At 30.7% G+C, this 18,285-nt stretch carries 14 protein-coding genes and 1 pseudogene; 7 read left to right on the top strand and 8 right to left on the bottom strand.

The window, feature by feature from the left end:
- Nucleotides 1-6 precede the first annotated feature (6 nt).
- The 4 genes and pseudogenes from AC22L0_RS25030 to AC22L0_RS25015 all read left to right on the top strand — a co-directional run bounded on the left by AC22L0_RS25030 (nt 7) and on the right by AC22L0_RS25015 (nt 1,634).
- Nucleotides 7-693 (top strand): DUF2278 family protein, encoded by a 687-nt coding sequence (locus AC22L0_RS25030; RefSeq protein ID WP_487272498.1) that lies wholly within the window; start codon nt 7-9, stop codon nt 691-693.
- Between the two features lie 207 nt (nt 694-900).
- Nucleotides 901-1,071 carry a hypothetical protein gene (locus tag AC22L0_RS25025; protein WP_109103085.1) on the top strand — a complete coding sequence of 57 codons (171 nt, stop codon included), beginning with the start codon at nt 901-903 and terminating at the stop codon, nt 1,069-1,071.
- A gap of 26 nt (nt 1,072-1,097) precedes the next feature.
- Nucleotides 1,098-1,247 (top strand): annotated as a pseudogene (locus tag AC22L0_RS25020) (ArpU family phage packaging/lysis transcriptional regulator); the annotation flags it as partial.
- Nucleotides 1,248-1,508: 261 nt separating this feature from the next.
- Nucleotides 1,509-1,634, top strand: a complete 126-nt coding sequence (locus AC22L0_RS25015) for a hypothetical protein (protein WP_257144800.1) — start codon at nt 1,509-1,511, stop codon at nt 1,632-1,634.
- A gap of 125 nt (nt 1,635-1,759) precedes the next feature.
- On the opposite strand, the gene AC22L0_RS25010 is transcribed toward AC22L0_RS25015, so the two are convergent.
- The 6 genes from AC22L0_RS25010 to AC22L0_RS24985 form a co-directional block, all read right to left on the bottom strand.
- Entirely contained in the window at nt 1,760-1,912 is a 153-nt protein-coding gene (locus AC22L0_RS25010; RefSeq protein ID WP_097998318.1) for a hypothetical protein, read from the bottom strand.
- The gene (locus tag AC22L0_RS25005) at nt 1,912-3,027 is read right to left on the bottom strand and encodes a response regulator aspartate phosphatase (protein WP_487272497.1); all 1,116 of its coding nucleotides are present in this window, start codon (nt 3,025-3,027) and stop codon (nt 1,912-1,914) included. The genes AC22L0_RS25010 and AC22L0_RS25005 overlap by 1 nt, the downstream gene beginning before the upstream one ends.
- A gap of 497 nt (nt 3,028-3,524) precedes the next feature.
- Entirely contained in the window at nt 3,525-4,652 is a 1,128-nt protein-coding gene (locus AC22L0_RS25000) for a Ger(x)C family spore germination protein (RefSeq protein WP_487272496.1), read from the bottom strand.
- Entirely contained in the window at nt 4,649-5,752 is a 1,104-nt protein-coding gene (locus AC22L0_RS24995) for a GerAB/ArcD/ProY family transporter (RefSeq protein ID WP_048538656.1), read from the bottom strand. The genes AC22L0_RS25000 and AC22L0_RS24995 overlap by 4 nt, the downstream gene beginning before the upstream one ends.
- A 1-nt stretch (nt 5,753) precedes the next feature.
- Nucleotides 5,754-7,247 carry a spore germination protein gene (locus AC22L0_RS24990; protein WP_000055695.1) on the bottom strand — a complete coding sequence of 498 codons (1,494 nt, stop codon included), beginning with the start codon at nt 7,245-7,247 and terminating at the stop codon, nt 5,754-5,756.
- Nucleotides 7,248-8,076: 829 nt separating this feature from the next.
- A complete protein-coding gene (locus AC22L0_RS24985) occupies nt 8,077-9,120 on the bottom strand; it encodes a Fic family protein (protein ID WP_048538655.1) in 1,044 nt (347 codons plus the stop codon).
- Nucleotides 9,121-10,511: 1,391 nt separating this feature from the next.
- On the opposite strand from AC22L0_RS24985, the gene AC22L0_RS24980 reads away from it, so the two are divergent.
- Complete coding sequence (locus tag AC22L0_RS24980) at nt 10,512-11,888, top strand: lytic polysaccharide monooxygenase (RefSeq protein WP_087965808.1); 1,377 nt, start codon at nt 10,512-10,514, stop codon at nt 11,886-11,888.
- Between the two features lie 193 nt (nt 11,889-12,081).
- Here AC22L0_RS24980 and AC22L0_RS24975 read toward each other — a convergent pair whose 3' ends face one another.
- Entirely contained in the window at nt 12,082-13,497 is a 1,416-nt protein-coding gene (locus AC22L0_RS24975; protein WP_087965810.1) for a phosphatidylinositol-specific phospholipase C, read from the bottom strand.
- Between the two features lie 410 nt (nt 13,498-13,907).
- Entirely contained in the window at nt 13,908-14,477 is a 570-nt protein-coding gene (locus AC22L0_RS24970; protein WP_087965812.1) for a methyltransferase, read from the bottom strand.
- A gap of 987 nt (nt 14,478-15,464) precedes the next feature.
- Between AC22L0_RS24970 and AC22L0_RS24965 the strand changes: the two genes are divergently transcribed.
- Together AC22L0_RS24965 and AC22L0_RS24960 are read left to right on the top strand one after the other, a co-directional pair.
- Nucleotides 15,465-16,232, top strand: coding sequence for an ABC transporter ATP-binding protein (locus AC22L0_RS24965; protein WP_087965816.1), 768 nt, complete (start codon nt 15,465-15,467; stop codon nt 16,230-16,232).
- The gene (locus AC22L0_RS24960; protein ID WP_487272495.1) at nt 16,222-18,204 is read left to right on the top strand and encodes an FtsX-like permease family protein; all 1,983 of its coding nucleotides are present in this window, start codon (nt 16,222-16,224) and stop codon (nt 18,202-18,204) included. Before AC22L0_RS24965 ends, AC22L0_RS24960 begins: the two co-directional genes overlap by 11 nt.
- The last annotated feature ends 81 nt before the right edge of the window (nt 18,205-18,285 follow it).

Below are 18,285 nucleotides of genomic sequence, written 5' to 3'. Positions count from 1 at the left end.
ATAAAAATGAATTATGGCGTTCTAATAGGAAAAGTAGAGGATACGCATCCGGATAGAAATGCGAATAATCATCATAATCCACATTATGAGGTGAAAGTTAAGACAGAACAAAATAAGGAGTATAGTGTTAAAATAAATGTTCGTTCGAAAGAAGCTAATAGTCCAGATTTGTTATACTATGCCGATGAAGATTTTAACGCCAAATCAATTACAATACTTCCTAATATGGAATCGGATTTTCATAAAATTGATTATCATCAGGGTATAAATCCTGATATAGCATTAGATTATATTAGGGGTAATTTGTTTGATCCTCATAAAATGCAAGTTGTTAGTTTTAATAAGCCTGGAGAGAACAATGACTTGAATGAATTTATCGATAAAAATATGAAAAAGGCAAAAGAATTAAACGATTCCGCTATTATATATGTCTATGGTACAACATTTCCAGGTGGTATAGATAATATACATATGATGCAAGGAAATAGTGAGATAGAGGTTAAGGAAAATGGAACTTGGCATGATGGAGGTTTTTTACTGCACTTTCCAACTGAAAATAAATGGGTAGCATATTTTTTAGCATTCCAAAGCCAATCATGGTGTACAGATGAGAACGGTATGCCAATGCCTGACAGTGTTGATGAAAATGGTTTTTCTGTTAAAGGTTGTCGATATAATGACACAGATATTTAATAGTGATGTTGCAATTATGATAGTTGGGTACCGACGTGATAAGAAACCTAACAGTACAATCCATCCTGAAGGATTGAATTTTGTAAGGTGAACAAAAATAAAATATAGTCCGGCTAGAAAACTAGAGGACACCAATTCATTAAAGCAGCAATGAAAGCTGTTTTAGGAATAGGTGTCCTTTTTTATTTTGAAAAGGGAGATGGGGAAATGAAGGGGTTAAGAGATCAATTACGTGAATGGAAAAAGAAATCGAATCAGACAGAAAAGAAAACTAAGAAAAAACGAAAAGAGAAGTTAAGCACTCGTGAAATTGAGTATTTAATGGGGATGCATAGACCTTGTTATGAACGTAGAAGCGGAGCATTAAGACAAAAGTAATAAAAAATAAACAGGAGTGGTCTTACATGACTAAACAATTATCTTTCTTACCAAAAATCGATAGAGTAGCAACGCAGAAAAAATTAGAAGGTGTTCTGGAAAGTGTACGTTTATATAGGCAGTTTGGAGTGATGCGTGAAGAAATGAAAGTCACTCCTTCTTATGAAATTAGATATTAAAATTTCCTTTTAGATAATGCCTTTAGTATTGGATTAACAATCCTACTGATTAAGCGAACTCCTCTAAATATCGACTGGAAAAACTTCATCGCATCATCTCTCTTGGATTAGGTAAATAATAATAATTTTAGAGTGTAATCGTAAGATTGTTTTTCTAAATGAGTCTAAAAAAGTGGATTGTTTATTATACAACAATTCATTAAATTTAAATTCTGTATTTAATCCAAAGGCATCTGTATTGTACAAAGTTTATATGATGTGGGACTGGGATTCAAAATCAATGCAATAGTAAATGTCAATGGTGCGACACACTCTATTTCAGCAATACAATTAGCACAGATGGCGGAAGAACTTCAAGAGTTAATTGGTGGATTTAAGATTTAAGTTGAGATTCTAGGAGAGAATGCTAGAATCTTGTTACAGAGTGGAAATGAAAAATCTTAAAACATAGTAACTAAGTATAATACGTATTCTCTACAAGTATTGAACAGGCAGATAAGCCATTTACATTAAATTTGTTGTGGTGTACCACCATCACTATATGAAGGAGCAGGATAATGTCCATGAGTAGCAAGTTGATCTGTTTTAGAAAACTGAGAAATTCCCACCGTTAAAACTCCAATGAAAGCAATACCAGATAATAATAAGCTGATTTTTTTCATTATTTTAAGACTCCTTTTTCAATTGATTTTCGTCTTGCTTGATAACAAATATGGAAATAGTCACTTACCTTTTTATGGTTCTCTAATTGTCTACATTTTGTGGCAAATAATTCAGCGTATTCGACAACATATTCCCATAACTCTTCTTTCTCAAAGTATAAGATTCCTTCTTGAATGATTTTTTCTAATTCTTCCAATGGAATGTTTTCGTTTAATCTTTTTAAAATAAAGAAGTGATGCATATATTCTTCATTATGGATTTCTCTGCAGATTTTTAATCCCTTAATAATAAGCTTGCTAGCCGTCGATTGTTCTCCTAATTTATAATGTTCCTTAGCTTGTAGGAAGATAGCCTTGAAGTGTGTAGGGATTTTCTCTGTTACTTCTGAAAGGTGACGAATAGCTAAAGTTGAAATACTTTGATCAGAATACAGCCATCCCAAAGTACTTTTTACGTATAACAAGGAATCTTCTTCCTTATTTTTTTGTAGTAAATCAATTGCATATTGGAGATATTCTTCAGCTTGTTCGTACTGTTTTAAATAGATGCAGCAACCACCTAACAAACTATTACAAAAAGCTGTTTTTACTTCATAACCTTCATACTTTGAAAAGATTGCCCTTGATTTACTTGCATATTCGATAGAAGCGAGCATGTTATAGGTATGGTGATAAAAAGTAGCAATTCTATAGTAGAATTCAGCGTGTTCAATTTCATCTGGTATGTCTACTAATATCTTTTCAGCTAGTTTATAATGTTCCTCTGCCTCAGTATAATTTGATATAAAAGTGGAATGAATGGATTTAAAAAAGTGATAATAGAAGCGTAGGAAATGGTCTGCAGGCATATCATAGTCGCTAATAGCATCAAAGCTATTTTGTTGAATACCAAGGCTATTTGTTAAGACCTTATAACGAAATTCGAGTAGTGAGTAATATAGTAATAAATTTTGATCTTGATGCTTTTGATTCGGTTCAATGATTAACTGACTAATTTTTTCATCAATTTTCTTTTTTAGATTAGTAGCTTTTATAACTTGTTGAGATAGCATAGCTCGGTACCAGTCGTTTAATAGAGAGGTTAACTGCTCATTTCCTTTTACTGAGACACTCATAATATACGCCCCCATCTTATAGAAATATCCTAATCCAATTTAATTGTAACTATCATAGCAAAATAGAAGAAAAAATGGAATGATTTTACAACTTTTTCAAGAAAATTCAGAAAATAATCAATTATTGTCGAATGTACTTATAATTTAAGTTATCTGCTCGGTATAAGTCATCAATCTAATGTAAAATAATAAACAAAAATGTTGATATGTATTTATTGTAGCTAGGTACATAGAACTAAAAATAAGATATTCTTGTGAACTCAAAAAGCCGAAATTCCTTAACTTGGGAATTTCGGCTTTGACGTTATGTCATGGAATTGCAATTGGAATGGAATCTGACATATCTACTGCACCAGAGTTATAATTTCTTCAGCTCTTTAAATTATTGCCTTTTTAAGAGAACGGAAAGAGTTTTTCGAGTTAACATCTTTTGCATAATAATTATTAAAGAGGGAATTTCCACTTAGAAATACTTTTAAGCAGAAGAATAGACTAGTTTAATTTCTAATGGTCCCAGTATCTTTTATTTTGACATGTGTCTTTACATTTATTTTAGCCTCTGCTAACGCTTGCGACCAATCTCCTTTTACTTTTTTCCACTCTTTATATTGAAATGCTCTAGCATATAGGGATAATCCGATTGGATCAATTTTATTCTGCTGTATTTCATACAACATATTTTGTAAATTATTATTAATTTCTTTTTGAATAGCACTTTTTAAATTATTTATATTTTTTTTATTATCATAGTACCCCTTAATTAAATTCGGATTAGTTTTTTCTATTAAAGCTACATTAGCATATATATCGAGATTAAATACAAACTTTCCGTTTTGAAAAGTTACATCTACCTTCCTTGTCGCGTTCTGTACGAAGATAGAAGTATTTGTTTTTTTGTTGGAATTTTTAGGAGGAAGTGCAAGGTGTAGTATCATTCGCCCGTTACTTTTTGGCTTATTTATAAGATTGAAAAATTTAACATCTTTTTTAGGGATATGAGTCAAATATTTCCCTTTTCGATTTAAAAATGCAATTCCTACTGTGTCGATTTCATCCTTTGTTTTTTTGATAATTGGAACAGTTTGCGTCATTCCTTCTTCATTTTGTTCTCTCATTAATTGTTGAATTGTAGAAGAGACTGATTGGTTATTTTGAATTGACGATTCAATTACACCATTTATATAAGATGAAAGTGATGGTTTACTAGGCTTATGAATTTTAAAAATTTCTTCTGCAGGTCCATCTACAAGTACTACTTTAGCATTAATGGTAGCGTAAGGATCACGGTAAGAAGAATCAAGCTCCTGCAACCAGTTTGCTTCTTGCGCTAATTTTTTCCCAATTAAAATGATTTGAGCTTTGGAAGCTGTCAGATATCCCGTTAACTTCGTATCTATCTTACTGAATCCATTATATACAGTTGCTGCTTGTGTCCAATGCTCTATAGTACTTTTTTGCTGCTTATGATGAAAGAGTGGTATGCTTGTTCCAACTTTTATGTCTCCATTAGAGGTTCTATCCAAGCCAATTAAAAGGATTAATGAAACCTTCTCAAGAGGAACTCTCTGACTACAACCAATTATATACACACAACAAATTACAATCCATATCCATTTTCGAATCAAAGTTGTTTCCTCCTAGTAACCCAAGTAAAAAGAATACTGTAAGCGAAAAATAAGATTGGTAAAAGAATAAAGAAAATGACATTTAAGATATCCATAAGAGAATATATAAACAAATATTGATCCACATCGGGATTTAGGAAAATAAATAGCCCAACTATAAATAACATAAAAGCAAGCAGCGCCCAATTTCGGGCGTTTTTTTGAAGTGATATGGTCATAGATTCAAAACTGAAAAATAAATACGGATATAAAGTAGTGGAGAATACAATTAAATAGTAAGCGATATAAATAATTTCTAATCGTTCCATGAAAGAAAAACGAACCCCTTGTAACAAATGAAATACGGGCCAAATTACGTCTTTTATCCCCTCGGGGCTAAAGTATATATAAGAAAGAATAGTCACATATAGATAGAAAATCATGGTTCCAGTATTAGCTATTAGTAGTCCTCTTATGGCCTTTTGTTTTTTTTGTAAGAACGGATATATATAATATGCAATTTCTAAGCCAGCATAAGGAGTAATAGTTTCTTTTGTTCCCTTTAAAATAGGGTATAATCCCTCTTTAAAAATAGGTAGTAGGTGTAAAGGAGCATACATACTCTTTAATGAAAAAAGAAGAAATAGTGGCATCCAAGTAGTGAAGAAGAAAACAAGCATAGAATAACTAGTAAGAGCCCTTAACCCACTCAGAGCTAAAATAATAAAAGGTAATAGTAATAATATGGTGATTTGATAAGCAGGAGTGGAAGGGAATATCCAAACTTTTACAATATCAGTTGCCTTTAGTAAAGTATTAAAGCCAGCAAAAAATAGATAACAGGCATATAAAAGAAAAAGAATCGTCCCTAGCCATTTACCAAAGTATGTTTTTAAGATTTGCGAGAAATTTTTGTTGGGATTTTTTTGTAACATTAATATAATAAATACACCGATTATAGAAGTAACCATCCATCCAAGAATGATTGAAATCCAACCATCTGTGCCAGCAGTAGTAGCAAGTGGGCTTGGCATAATTAACATACCAGATGCAAGTTGCAGCGAATGGATGAAAATAATAAATTCGAATAAAGTTATATTTTTGAATTTAAGATTCCCCATGTTAACCACCTTCTTTTTTCTTTCTTTGTTTCGGCTGCCCTGTACTCGAACGACTGGTAAGCATAGAAATAGGAAATCTTACAAAAGAATCTTTTAACTCTTGGAGACGAAATGGCGCAATTGGCAATCCATATGGTGAACCATATGAAGTTAGTGAAACAAAATGAGCAAATAAGAGCATTAATCCACTAACAATACCTACAATGCCATAAAAGTAAGCCAATAACATCATTGGAAAACGAATAAGGCGTATAGAACTTGATAAATCATAATTAGAAACAATAAATGAAGCAATGGCTGTAATAGATACGATAATAACCATAACGTTACTAACAAGACCAGCTTGAACAGCCGCCTGTCCAATTACAATCCCTCCAACTATTCCAATGGTTTGTCCAATTGGTTGTGGTAAGCGAATACCAGCTTCACGTAGCATTTCTAGTGTGATTTCCATTATAAAAGCTTCCAATAAGGGAGAGAAAGGGACTTTGACTCTTGACGTTGCAATAGAAGTGTATAAATCTATAGGAATGATTTCAAAGTGAAAAGAGACTATAGCTATATAAAATGCTGGTAAAAAAATAGCTATAATAAATCCTGCAAATCGTAATAAGCGAAAAAATGATGCAATGAGCCAATGAATATTATAATCATCTGGAGTTTGAAAGAATCCAATTAAATTCATTGGAACAATCATTGCGCCAGGGGATCTATCCATTAACACCGCTACTTTTCCATCAAGTATATGGTTTGAAATAGCATCTGGGCGTTCGCTTAAATAAGCCTGTGGAAAAGGAGACCAATTTTGATCCTTTGTAAAATTAGATAGTTCACCAATGCTTAATACCGCATCCGTTTTAATTCTACAGATTCTGTTTTCTATTTCTTGAACTACATCTGCATTCGCAACGTCACCTAAATAAATTAAATAAACAACAGAAGTTGCTCGTTCTCCAATCGTCAGCTTTTTGATTTTTAACTCTGCAGAAGGAAGATATCGACGAATTAAGCCTATATTTTTTGTGGCATTCTCAATAAATCCATCATGCGATCCTTTAATAGTAACTTCTGAAATTGGTTCTTGAATTGCTCTCTCTGCCCAGCCTTTTGTATTTATTAGAAGTGAACGATTTTCTCCTTCCATAAATAGTACACATTGACCTTCAAGTAATCCTTCTTTAATTTCATTCCATGTATATACTATTTTGGTATGAGTAGCGATAATATTAGAATTAAATATTTGACTGTCTTCATTTACTTCTTGTAATAATGGTGTAACAACATTGCCTTTTAAAGCAACACCATCAGTAAGGCCTTCAAAGTAATATAGTAGAATATTCGTATTTGTTTTTAATTGCAAAGGGTGTTCAATTAAATCTGCACTAATATCAAAGATATTATCTAATGTATTTTTAAGTTCTTTTAAGTTACTTGTTTGGATCTTTTCAATGTTTTTATCTGTTTTAGTTTCTAAGATCTCTTCATTTAAAGACAAAATTGACACCTCTTTAATATATAACGATTAGTTGTATTTATTATTTTTATAAGATGGAATTTTATTCACAAATTTAAACAAATTGGGAACGGAAATTAATAATTGAGAGCAAAAAAGTAGAGGTGATTTGTTGGGGAATCTAAGTATCAAGATAGAATTGAAATTTGAATGATTATAACAAAAAAGAACCATTGATAGGCTCTTTTTCATAGTTGGTAAATATGTTATTAACAATAGATGGCGATTAAGGTAGTAATTTAGATGCCTTTAAGTTAATCAGCTGAATTTTGTAGGAAGAATTCTTTTTCCATACCTTAATGCTCAATGAAAAAGGATATTTCATTTATTTGGGTGTTCTAGTGTATTTGAATTTTGCGCACTAACAAATTTTGTTTAGGGACAAAATGCATTTTCTTAATAATCAGAAAAATAACGCAACAAAATTCTTATTAATTATTTTGGTAGGTATCAAATATTCCTTTGGCCTTATTTTCATGATATTACCGCACGCTTATATGTTTCTAAGGGAAAGAAATACTTTCATTTTTATGACCATCTATTGTTTGATTAAGATGGTAACACGAAATAGAAGCGTTTACAACCGGAAAATAAAGAAAAAATATTAAAATACGACTTTTTTCGACGATAATTTTATGTTTTATATTTCATTTTATTATAGGAAAAGGCGGGGGAAAGCGGACCTTTTCCTATAATATGTTTTGTTGGAATTAGAAATAACTAAAAAAGTAATATTAGCTTAAAATTAAAATGAAATTCAATGATAAGGTTATAATTGAATTTTTAAACATCATGTGTATTGAAAGTATGGTCAAATCTTAATCCACGTTGCGTTTCTTCCTTTTGTAACTAGCTTAATATGGCCAAACACTTGCAAGGAATTTAAAGCCTTACTGATTGTACTTTCTGCAATGTCTGGATAAGTGTTACGAATACTTTCCTTAGTAAAAGGTTGTTTTTGTTTAAGTATAAAATCCTGAATTCTCTCAACTTTAGTATGTTTACATATAGAATCTAGAACCGTGTTATGAAGATCTTTGTAAGCCTCTAATATAATTGTTAAAAACGTTTTTAACCAAAAGCTATTATTATGTTCCTCGCAGTACCAATTCACCGAAGATTTATAAATCGAATTGTAATAATCAGATTCGTTTTTCTTAATATATTTATCCAAACATACATATTTTACAAATGTATGCCCACTCTTAATTAAAAGCAATTGCATTAACATAAATGCCAGCCTGTTATTACCTTGATTGAAAGGGACTATGCAATAAAAATTTAATATAAAACGAGCTATTAATAAAAGTGAATGTAGCCCCTTACTAGTATTTAATGAGTTGTATTGATCACATAATTGCTCCATAAACCGTGGGATAAGTTCATGCGGAAGAATGCGGTAACTATTCAAGTGCATTCCATGTTCTGGAACTCCCGGAATAATAAAAGGTTTTTCACGCCATTTGGCACTGTCAGAGGTAAGGTAATGTATTAGTTGAAAATGTAATTCCTGTATAGTTGCTGGATTAATTGATAAAGTACAGGAGTTTTTATGTACAAAAGAAAGTGTTTGATAATAACAAAAAATAGCATCTTCAGAAATATTTTGAGGTACTATATCATCTAAAATAAGTTCTTTTAATCTTTTATTAGGGACTTTTATATCCTCATAAATAGTTGTGAAATTTTTTATGTAATGTAGTGGTATAGTTTTTTCTAAACTATTAAATATGTCAGGGTTTTGTTCCTGATAAGCAGCTAATTTTCCTTTGAATTCGCTAATTTCACTTATTAAATTGATTAACCTCCTTTTTAATTCAATATTTTTGTACTTATCATCAAAAAAGTCTCTCATTTTTGTTCCTCCTGTAACCCCTTAACACGTTGTTGCATATATCTTTCCATTCTAAAGGTATGCTACGACATCATTGTAAAATAAAGATATTTTCGGTCTGATTTTGAATATATATATCAGAATCTATATTTTTATTTAACAATTAAAATATGGAAATTATAAAGAAGAATCGTTAGGATTCAATTTTAATAGGCATAATCCTAACATCAAATGCACAAATATACAATAAAAAAATAAAAAAAATAAAACTATCGACTCTTTTGGAATATTATCTAAAAGAGTTTTAAGAAATTGTAGGTATAGATGTGCTTTGGTTTAGGAGTAAATAATAAAGCGGTAATAGAGTTTTCATAGGTAATTAAAAAGTAGATAGACTATTAATTTGTGACAATTACGTGCCTAATCTATCATATGCTTTTATGAGAATTCTAAAATTAAATCCTAACGAGCTGAATTTTCTATATTTAGCATAAATATTAGGGAGGCGTGCTGATGAAATGTATCATTTTATATAGAAATATGTAACGTTTAACACTCGTATTGTAAAATATTTTGACATACGTTAATTTAAATATTAGGTACAGGAACATTTAATAAAAACTCAGTACTAAAGTACCCTTTAAACGTTTCACCCTAAGAACGTTTCTCAAGCACACTGAAGTTTACCCGTTGTTTCTGTACCTTATTAGATAAAAATAATATAATAAATTTTTAGAATATGATAATAAAAAATGGGTTTTCAAATTTCTCTCCTTAAACATTAACAATCTCTTGATGATCTGTTTAAAGTAAGGAAGTGCAGGATTGACAATGGTTATTAATAAAGAAAATACAGTTAAGCTAGATACCTTAAGTCATTTTATAAGTAATTAAGCGTTAGATTGAATTAGTAAGAATATTATATGTGTTTGCTAAATGGCTTGTTTTAATTGTTCTGTTACTATTAATTTATGAATTTTAACATTTAGAAGCTAGTCAACATATAGGTTATATTGATTATGTGGGTTTTAACCTCAAGTGTATATGTTTAAGGTTAAGGGATTTGTGAGTGTTATAAAAGAAGTGAAAGTCTGGAAGAAACGGATATAATCGGTTTCTTCCAGACTTTTTTTGCTTTTTTGTAATATAAAAAATTTATTTTTCCTACATGATTTAATTATCTGTTTTAATATTTGAATTTTTTGTGAAATTAAACGAAGTTTTTATTCTTTTTTAAAAACATAATGTTACAAAATAGACTTATTGTATTTATTTTATTTTTATATGAGATTAAAAATAATAATAAACGTACCAATGTATGAGAGGTATTAGTATATTCATTAGTAATTTGTTCGTTTATCTCTATATTGCTATTATATTAGCGATAACAATAATATATTGGGGGGACAAGAATGAATTTGAAATTTACATCTAAATTGGAAAGATTAAGAAAAAGTAAAAAAGGAATTGGTGCTTGTGTTTTAGCTGCAGGGGTAACGGCTATTACTATGATTCCTCAAAGTGCTTATGCACATGGATTTGTTGAAAAGCCAAGTAGCCGTGCTGCTTTATGTAGTCAGAATTATGGAGCATTGAATTTAAATTGTGGAAATATAATGTACGAACCTCAAAGCCTAGAAGCACCTAAAGGATTTCCAGATGGGGGACCGATTGATGGAAAAATCCCTTCGGCAGGAGGACTGTTTGGAGGAATTCTTGACCAACAAACATCAAATCGCTGGTTCAAAAACACGATTAAGGGTGGAGCAAATACCTTTACATGGAAATATACAGCTGCACATCCTACAAGTAAATGGCATTATTACATTACAAAAAAGGGATGGGATCCTAATAAACCATTAACACGTGCTGAATTAGAACCAATTGGAACTGTGAAACATGATGGTTCTGCCGCATCAAATAATTTAACACATACAATTAATGTACCAACTGATCGCAATGGTTATCATGTTATTTTAGCTGTATGGGATGTAGCAGATACGTCAAATGCGTTTTATAATGTAATTGATGTAAATCTAGTAAATAATGAAACTCCCGATACAGTAGCTCCAAGTCAACCAACTGAATTAAATGCTTCTAAAGTTTCTGCCAATAGTGTTGAAATAACATGGAAGGCCTCTACTGATAATATAGGTGTAAAAGAATATCAAGTGTTACGTAATGGCGAAGTAATTGATACGGTACCAGGTACAACTTTTATTGATAAAAAACTAAAAGCAGATACGGAATATACCTATACAATAAAGGCATTAGACTCTGCTGGAAACATATCAAAAGAAAGTGAAAAACTAAAGGTTAAGACAACACATGCAATCCCAGATATAGAGGCTCCAACTCAACCAAAAGGATTACATAGTATGGGTACAACAGCGACAACTGTTGATTTGATGTGGAGTCCGTCTGAAGATAATGTAGGTGTTGACCATTATATTGTATATAGAGAAAGCGCTGGGGTTATGAATAAAATTGGGACAGCGGCTAATACATCCTTTATGGATAAAGATTTGAAGGCTAATACATCGTATAAATATGTAGTGACGGCGGTTGATTTAGCTGGAAATGAATCTAGTAGAAGTGATGTTTTGACTGTAACAACAAAGTCAGAGGATTCCACATATGAAAAATGGGATGCAAGAAAAGCATATACTAAAGGCGATAGAGTAGTACATGAGGGAAAAGTGTATGAAGCGGTTCAAGATCATCAAGGAAATGGTGACTCAAATTGGATTTTTGCCTTATCGCTTTGGAAGCCAGTTTTGAATAAATGATAAGGTGGAAAAGGTAGTTAACAATTTTGAATTTCTCTTTAAAAAGTAAGGGTCGTTCCAAACATGAATTATCTAATGGTTTAAATGGTATATTAATAAATTTAATCATCATCCTAATGTTTACGAATTAAAATCAAAAAAGAATCCGAATGGTATTCCATCAAAAAGGAATTCCATTTGGATTCTTTATTTTTTAATTTGTAATAGCATATATTTTCACTGTGAATTTGTTAGTGGCACCCATTGGACTTGCAATATAATATTTAGTATTTGTGTAAGCTTCAGTCCTAGATCCATGTGAAATATTTTTCCAACGAGTAGAATCTATTCCTAGGGAAACATCAATCATTACATTGAAAGAGATAGTAGAAGGAGAATCTTTTTCTGAAGGCTCAATAACCCATTTTAATTCTTTGGTACCTACAGGTAAACTATCAATTTTAAAGTTTTGACTGGATCGATTTTGTTGCCCGGATAAAGGACTAGAATCAGATGATATCTGCGAAATTAATATTTCTTTTTCATTAGAATGTATACCATTTAATTTAATGATACTATCAATTAAACCTGGACCAGGAAAATCAGCTGCGATGATCCCAGAATGTTTAATTATGCCTTGTTGTAAGAGTTCGGTCCCAAGTGTATTCATTCCCCCATAGTATACTTGTCCGTTTCTATCGCGAGGGAAATCACTCCATGCATTTGTGGAATTCGTTTGAATCAATTTAGGACTACTATCAGTATTTCTGCTCTCTTTTCCGCTTGCAACAAACCAAGGATATACATTGTTTAAAAATGCTGCTGCGCCTCCCGTACCACTAAAATGGTTGAGATGAATTTTTCCATTATTAAAATTAGTATTTGCATTTTGTAGATGGGTTTTTATCGCAATCCATTTTGCATATACTTCGTCTGGTCCGCTTCCAATTTCAAATTTATCTTGTATATTTAAACCTTCGTAATCAATACCGTACAATTGAGTGGATGTAAAGTTTTGTAAGATTACAATTTTACCGCGGGTATCTCCTAAAGCAGGGTTATTTCTATCTGAAGTTGGTACGGAATTAGGATTCCAAAAATATGAAGCATTAACGTTTTTATATTTTAAAAATATCTCCTCAAATGATTGAGATCCACTTTCAGGAGTAGTTTCTTCTTTTAGGCGCATTAATATTGTTTCTGTTGGATGATCTTTTAAAAATTGAATTGTCTCTTTTAATACATCTTCAAACACAGCTTTTTGATTTACAATGCCATGATACATTGCAAAAGAATCTTTTACACGTTTAACACGCATATCTACATATCGGATTCCTGAATTTAATTGTTGGGATAGACTCATAGTTTGATTTCTTGTCAAATTTTCATCAAGAAAGCTTGCTCCATGTAAAGCCATTGTACCGTGAGTCCCTGGAATAGATATTTCACTTAATTTTGTTGAATCTTCTATTTTCGACATCCACGATGGATTTTGATAACCTAGATTGGGCTCATAGGAATAACCTGGATGACTATCAGCTAAAATAGTAGATGGTGTACTTAAACTAGCTAGTGTAAAACAAGTGAGGATGCTAACTTTAAAGAAATTTTTCATTTTCATTTTAATCATTATATCTCTCCTGACTTTTAAACAATAGCTATAATAAGATGGTTCTTTACTATATTTATTGTTTATTATTCCTAATGCAATGAATTTTTGTAGTTGAAAAAAGAGTAGTGAGCTAACTTGAAATATTATTAGTTTACTGTAATGAATTGTATCTAACAGCCAAATAGATTCTTAAAGAATGGAAGCATAGAAAGGTAAAAAATAAGTTTTTTACTGTATTGTATACACACAAAACAGAAGCCTTAAAAAAGACTTCTATTTTGTGACATATAATGAATGATAAGGTGGTAAACAAATCAAGATAATGTGACTGAGTGTTAAAAATTTATTAATAGCTGTTTTAGAATCTCTTATAATAAGGCTAATTATGAAAAGTGAATCCCTACTATGCTAATAAAAATTGAAAAATTCTACTCATTAAAACTTAGACTAACTACAGTTGCGATAGATTGGGCTGCATGTTCCCAGCTTCCATCTATAACTTTACCAATCTGCTGACCAAGTGTATTTAAATCATTTGGATTAACTGGAATTCCATTATACGCAGCAAGAATTGATAAAAGTGGAGCAGCAAATGGTGTCCAACCACCTCTATCAATATTAAATACAGGTTTATCTAGTACCTTTCCATCTTGTACTGTAAACTCATAATAAAATTGATCATCTGGACGGAAACTTAAATGATGAGAAATTTGTCCCTTAACATATTTTTTTCCTGCACCTAGATTTACTACTTCTATTTCCTTTACGTTAAATTCATGCTCAAATACTTTTATTTTTTTGACTTCTGGACCATTTAAGGCAGCATTAACAGCTGTTTCTAAATTATTTTGTGCTAATGGTTGAATACTCATTTGTGCCTTGTTTTGTTGGATAGGAGCCTCTTTTTCTGCAGCAAACACTGATGTGGTAGGTAGTGCACCTGTAGCTAATGTTGCTGCAAGTGCGGTTGTCATCATGATTTTTCTTTTCATCTTCATAGTTTTTCTTCCTCTCTAAAAGTTTTGATATATAATCTTTTAAAGACTGACATTGTGTAATATTTTATTTCATAATGCACAAAAAACGGTTTTAAGAATGATGTGGAATTATGTCAGAGAATTAAAATTAATTATATATGTATTTAAGATGATATATATCTACACATATTTTTTCAATTTTTAGACAAATATAATGTTATGACTTCTTAAGAGTCAATTTAGTACCTTGTTTATCTATAGAAATCCTATAAATAAACTAATTTCATAGTGAATGTAATATATTTGATATTAAATGTCTTACATAATGATATAAAATTTCACATTTTTTTATTTTTAAGAATGAAGCAATAAGACTTGTAACCGCAAGGACTGCGGGGTTAGCCTAATTAATTAGAGTTCTATAGAACTCTTTACTTAGGAATCCCTCATTTCTAAACGAAGTGAAAGTGGGGGTAGTTCAATTTATCATTAGACTAATCTCACAAAACGAGAAAATGTAATGTGCTCCTATTTGAGGGATTTTCATTATTGGTAATTTCATGTACCGTAATTAATATTAAATCTAATTGAGAAGAAGTGAGCAGGACGAGCTTACTGCAAAAGTGAAAGAAAAACTAGCTGCGAAATAATAAAAAGGATTTGGCCTTAAAGGTCAAACCCTTTTCTGTTTTCAAAATCTTCTTCTGAAATGACTATGAATCCATATTTTTTAAATTGAGCTGTTGCTATGCCGTAACTAGTTTGTTTATTTCCACTAATTACATAAGTTTTATCGTTGATCCCCCTATATTTTTCTGTCTCTTTAGTAAGGCATCGAATAATCCTTACGAATACCCTCACTATTTCTGATAACTTACATGTAGAGGTATCACTCAATATAACAAAAATGTAATGTTAATGAAATGTAATTCCACCGATACTATTAATGAAATTATATAAAATGAAGGGGAGTTAAAGAATTTTTATAATGAAAAAGGAGAAGTATTAATGCGAAATATATTAAGTGTAGAAAAAATTGAAAAATACTATGGTAATAAAGATAATGTAACAAAGGCTATAGATAATATTAGTTTTAAGGTAGATGAGGGAGAATTTGTTGGGATAATGGGGCCTTCAGGAAGTGGCAAAACTACACTACTTAACTGTATATCAACGATTGATAATGTTACTACGGGGAAAATAATGATAAATAATAGTGACATTACTCGCTTAAAATCAAATTCATTAGATAAGTTTAGACAAAATGAATTAGGGTTTGTATTTCAGGACTTTAATTTATTAGATACCCTTACTGCTTATGAAAATATTGCCCTAGCGTTAACTATAAAAGGTGAGGTAAGTTCAAAAATTGATGAAAAAATACAAGCGGTTGCAAAATATTTAGACATTGAACAAGTATTAAGCAAATACCCTTATCAAATATCAGGCGGACAAAAACAAAGGGTTGCTTCGGCAAGAGCTATCGTAACAGATCCATCTTTAGTACTTGCAGATGAACCAACAGGATCGTTAGATTCTAAATCAGCTAGATTATTACTCGAAAGATTTGAAAGTCTTAATAAGGATTTAAAAGCTACAATTCTTATGGTTACTCATGATGCATTTACAGCAAGTTATGCTCGTAGAATTCTTTTCATTAAAGATGGAAAAATATTTATCGAGTTGGTAAGAGGGAATGATTCTAGAAAAGAATTCTTTACTAAAATTATCGAAGTTATAACCCTTCTTGGAGGTGACGATAATAATGTACTCTAAGATTGCTATTGGGAATGTAAAGAAAAGTTTTAAAGATTATGCAATATATTTCTTAACACTAACACTGGCTGTTTGTATATTTTATAGCTTTAACTCAATAGAATCACAAAAGGCACTTATGGAAATTAACGCTTCAGATAGAAAGTATGTGCCTACAGTAATGAACGCTATCTCAAATGTCTCAGTATTTGTATCCGTAATATTAGGTGGTTTAATATTGTATGCAAATAATTTCTTAATTAAAAAACGTAAAAAAGAATTAGGAATATACATGACTTTAGGTATGGGAAGAAGAAACATATCCAGAATATTAGTAACAGAGACATTTCTAGTTGGCGTTATATCTTTAGTGAGTGGACTTATAATAGGTATTGGAGTATCGCAGGGGTTATCTACATTTGCATTAAAGCTATTTGACTTGCCCATCAATAAATATAAATTTGCAATTTCAACAGGTGCTATAGGTAAAAGCGCATTATACTTTGGGATCATGTTTTTACTTGTTATGTTATTTAATGTATATGTTGTTTCTAAATACAAAATAATTGATTTGTTAACAGCAGGTAGAAAAAACGAAGATGTAAAATTTAGAAATCCTCTTATCTATGTAATCACATTTATTATCTGTGTAGCATCACTTGGATATGCATATGTGACTGTACTAAAAATCGGATTGAATTTTACTAATCCTATGATCGTGGTATCAATCATTCTTGGCATATTAGGTACATTTCTGTTTTTCTTTAGTTTATCTGGATTTATATTATATGTTGTAAAGAAGAATAAAAAAGTCTATTTTAAAGGTTTAAATATATTTATCATCAAACAAATAAATAGTAAGGTTAATACAAATTTTATATCCATGTCTGTAATCTGTTTAATGTTATGCCTTACAATGGTGGCTTTATCTACAGGAATCAGCTTTAACAGAATGATGGACGCAACAACGAAAGAAGTAACACCATTTGATGCCAGTATTACGTTGGAGAATAAGGATGAAAGTTACACTATAGAAGAAGTATTAAAGAAAGCTAACTTTAAAATAAGTAATAACGAAAAATATACATCTTATAATGTATATCGAATAGGGATGGAAGTGGTGGACTTTGTACCAGAACTTAAAGATTATAATATGAGTATAGATTTCATTAAAGTATCTGATTATAATAAAATTTTAAATCTTAAAGGTGAAAAGGAAATTACTTTAAATAACAATGAAATTTTACTTTTATCAAATGAAGGCCGGTTTGTTAATTCGACAAATGAAAGATTAAAAAATAGCAATAAGATGAATATTAAAGAAAAAGAATATTCGGTAAAAAACACTAAAGTTATACAAGAAAATCTTTACACTTATGATGTGCGAACTAATTACTTCACAATCGTTATAAATGATGAGTTTTTATCAGGCTACAAAATTACTGATTCCGTACTTAATGTAAATTATTTAGATGGAAATAGAGAAGCATATAATAAAAAATATGATAACGTTGCACGGGGCTTTTATGACGAAAATGGCCCGAAATTAAATATTAATCGTATAGCAGGCAAATCAAAGGATGAAGTTTATGCAGGAAGTAAGGGATTGAAAACTATCGTACTGTTTATTGGGATATATATAGGTATTGTATTTTTAATAACAAGTATGGCTGTATTAGCTCTTCAACAATTATCAGAAGCCAGTGATAGCATAAATCGATATAAATCTTTGAAGAGAATTGGTTCAAACGGAACAATGATCGACAAAACGATTTTCATTCAAACTTTCGTATACTTTAGTCTTCCAGTTTTTCTTGCCATAATTCATTCTATAGTTGGAATTTATGTAGTCAATTATTATATTAACACATTTCAACAAACAGACATTGTTTTACCAGCATTGATGACGGGCTTAGTATTTCTTGTAGTTTATGTAGTATATTTCTACACGACATATGTCGGGTATAAAAATATTGTAAAAAGTAATACTTGATTTTATAATGCTCATTAAGGCTATTACACCTTGTTTCTCAAGATGTAATAGCCTTATATTCTATATAGGAAGGGAAAAGTC

It is taken from the genome of Bacillus sp. LQ01, assembly GCF_057624735.1.
Note: the sequence above shows the minus strand (reverse complement) of the source record. Positions and strands in the feature narration are given on the sequence as shown.

Excerpts from the sequence above, each read along its gene's own strand:
- AC22L0_RS24995 (WP_048538656.1), bottom strand. The coding sequence starts at position 5,752 with ATGGGGAATCTTAAATTCAAAAATATAACTTTATTCGAATTTATTATT.
- AC22L0_RS24965 (WP_087965816.1), top strand. The coding sequence starts at position 15,465 with ATGCGAAATATATTAAGTGTAGAAAAAATTGAAAAATACTATGGTAAT.
- AC22L0_RS24960 (WP_487272495.1), top strand. The coding sequence starts at position 16,222 with ATGTACTCTAAGATTGCTATTGGGAATGTAAAGAAAAGTTTTAAAGAT.
- AC22L0_RS24975 (WP_087965810.1), bottom strand. The coding sequence starts at position 13,497 with ATGATTAAAATGAAAATGAAAAATTTCTTTAAAGTTAGCATCCTCACT.
- AC22L0_RS25010 (WP_097998318.1), bottom strand. The coding sequence starts at position 1,912 with ATGAAAAAAATCAGCTTATTATTATCTGGTATTGCTTTCATTGGAGTT.
- AC22L0_RS24985 (WP_048538655.1), bottom strand. The coding sequence starts at position 9,120 with ATGAGAGACTTTTTTGATGATAAGTACAAAAATATTGAATTAAAAAGG.
- AC22L0_RS24980 (WP_087965808.1), top strand. The coding sequence starts at position 10,512 with ATGAATTTGAAATTTACATCTAAATTGGAAAGATTAAGAAAAAGTAAA.
- AC22L0_RS25005 (WP_487272497.1), bottom strand. The coding sequence starts at position 3,027 with ATGAGTGTCTCAGTAAAAGGAAATGAGCAGTTAACCTCTCTATTAAAC.
- AC22L0_RS25030 (WP_487272498.1), top strand. The coding sequence starts at position 7 with ATGAATTATGGCGTTCTAATAGGAAAAGTAGAGGATACGCATCCGGAT.
- AC22L0_RS24970 (WP_087965812.1), bottom strand. The coding sequence starts at position 14,477 with ATGAAGATGAAAAGAAAAATCATGATGACAACCGCACTTGCAGCAACA.
- AC22L0_RS25025 (WP_109103085.1), top strand. The coding sequence starts at position 901 with ATGAAGGGGTTAAGAGATCAATTACGTGAATGGAAAAAGAAATCGAAT.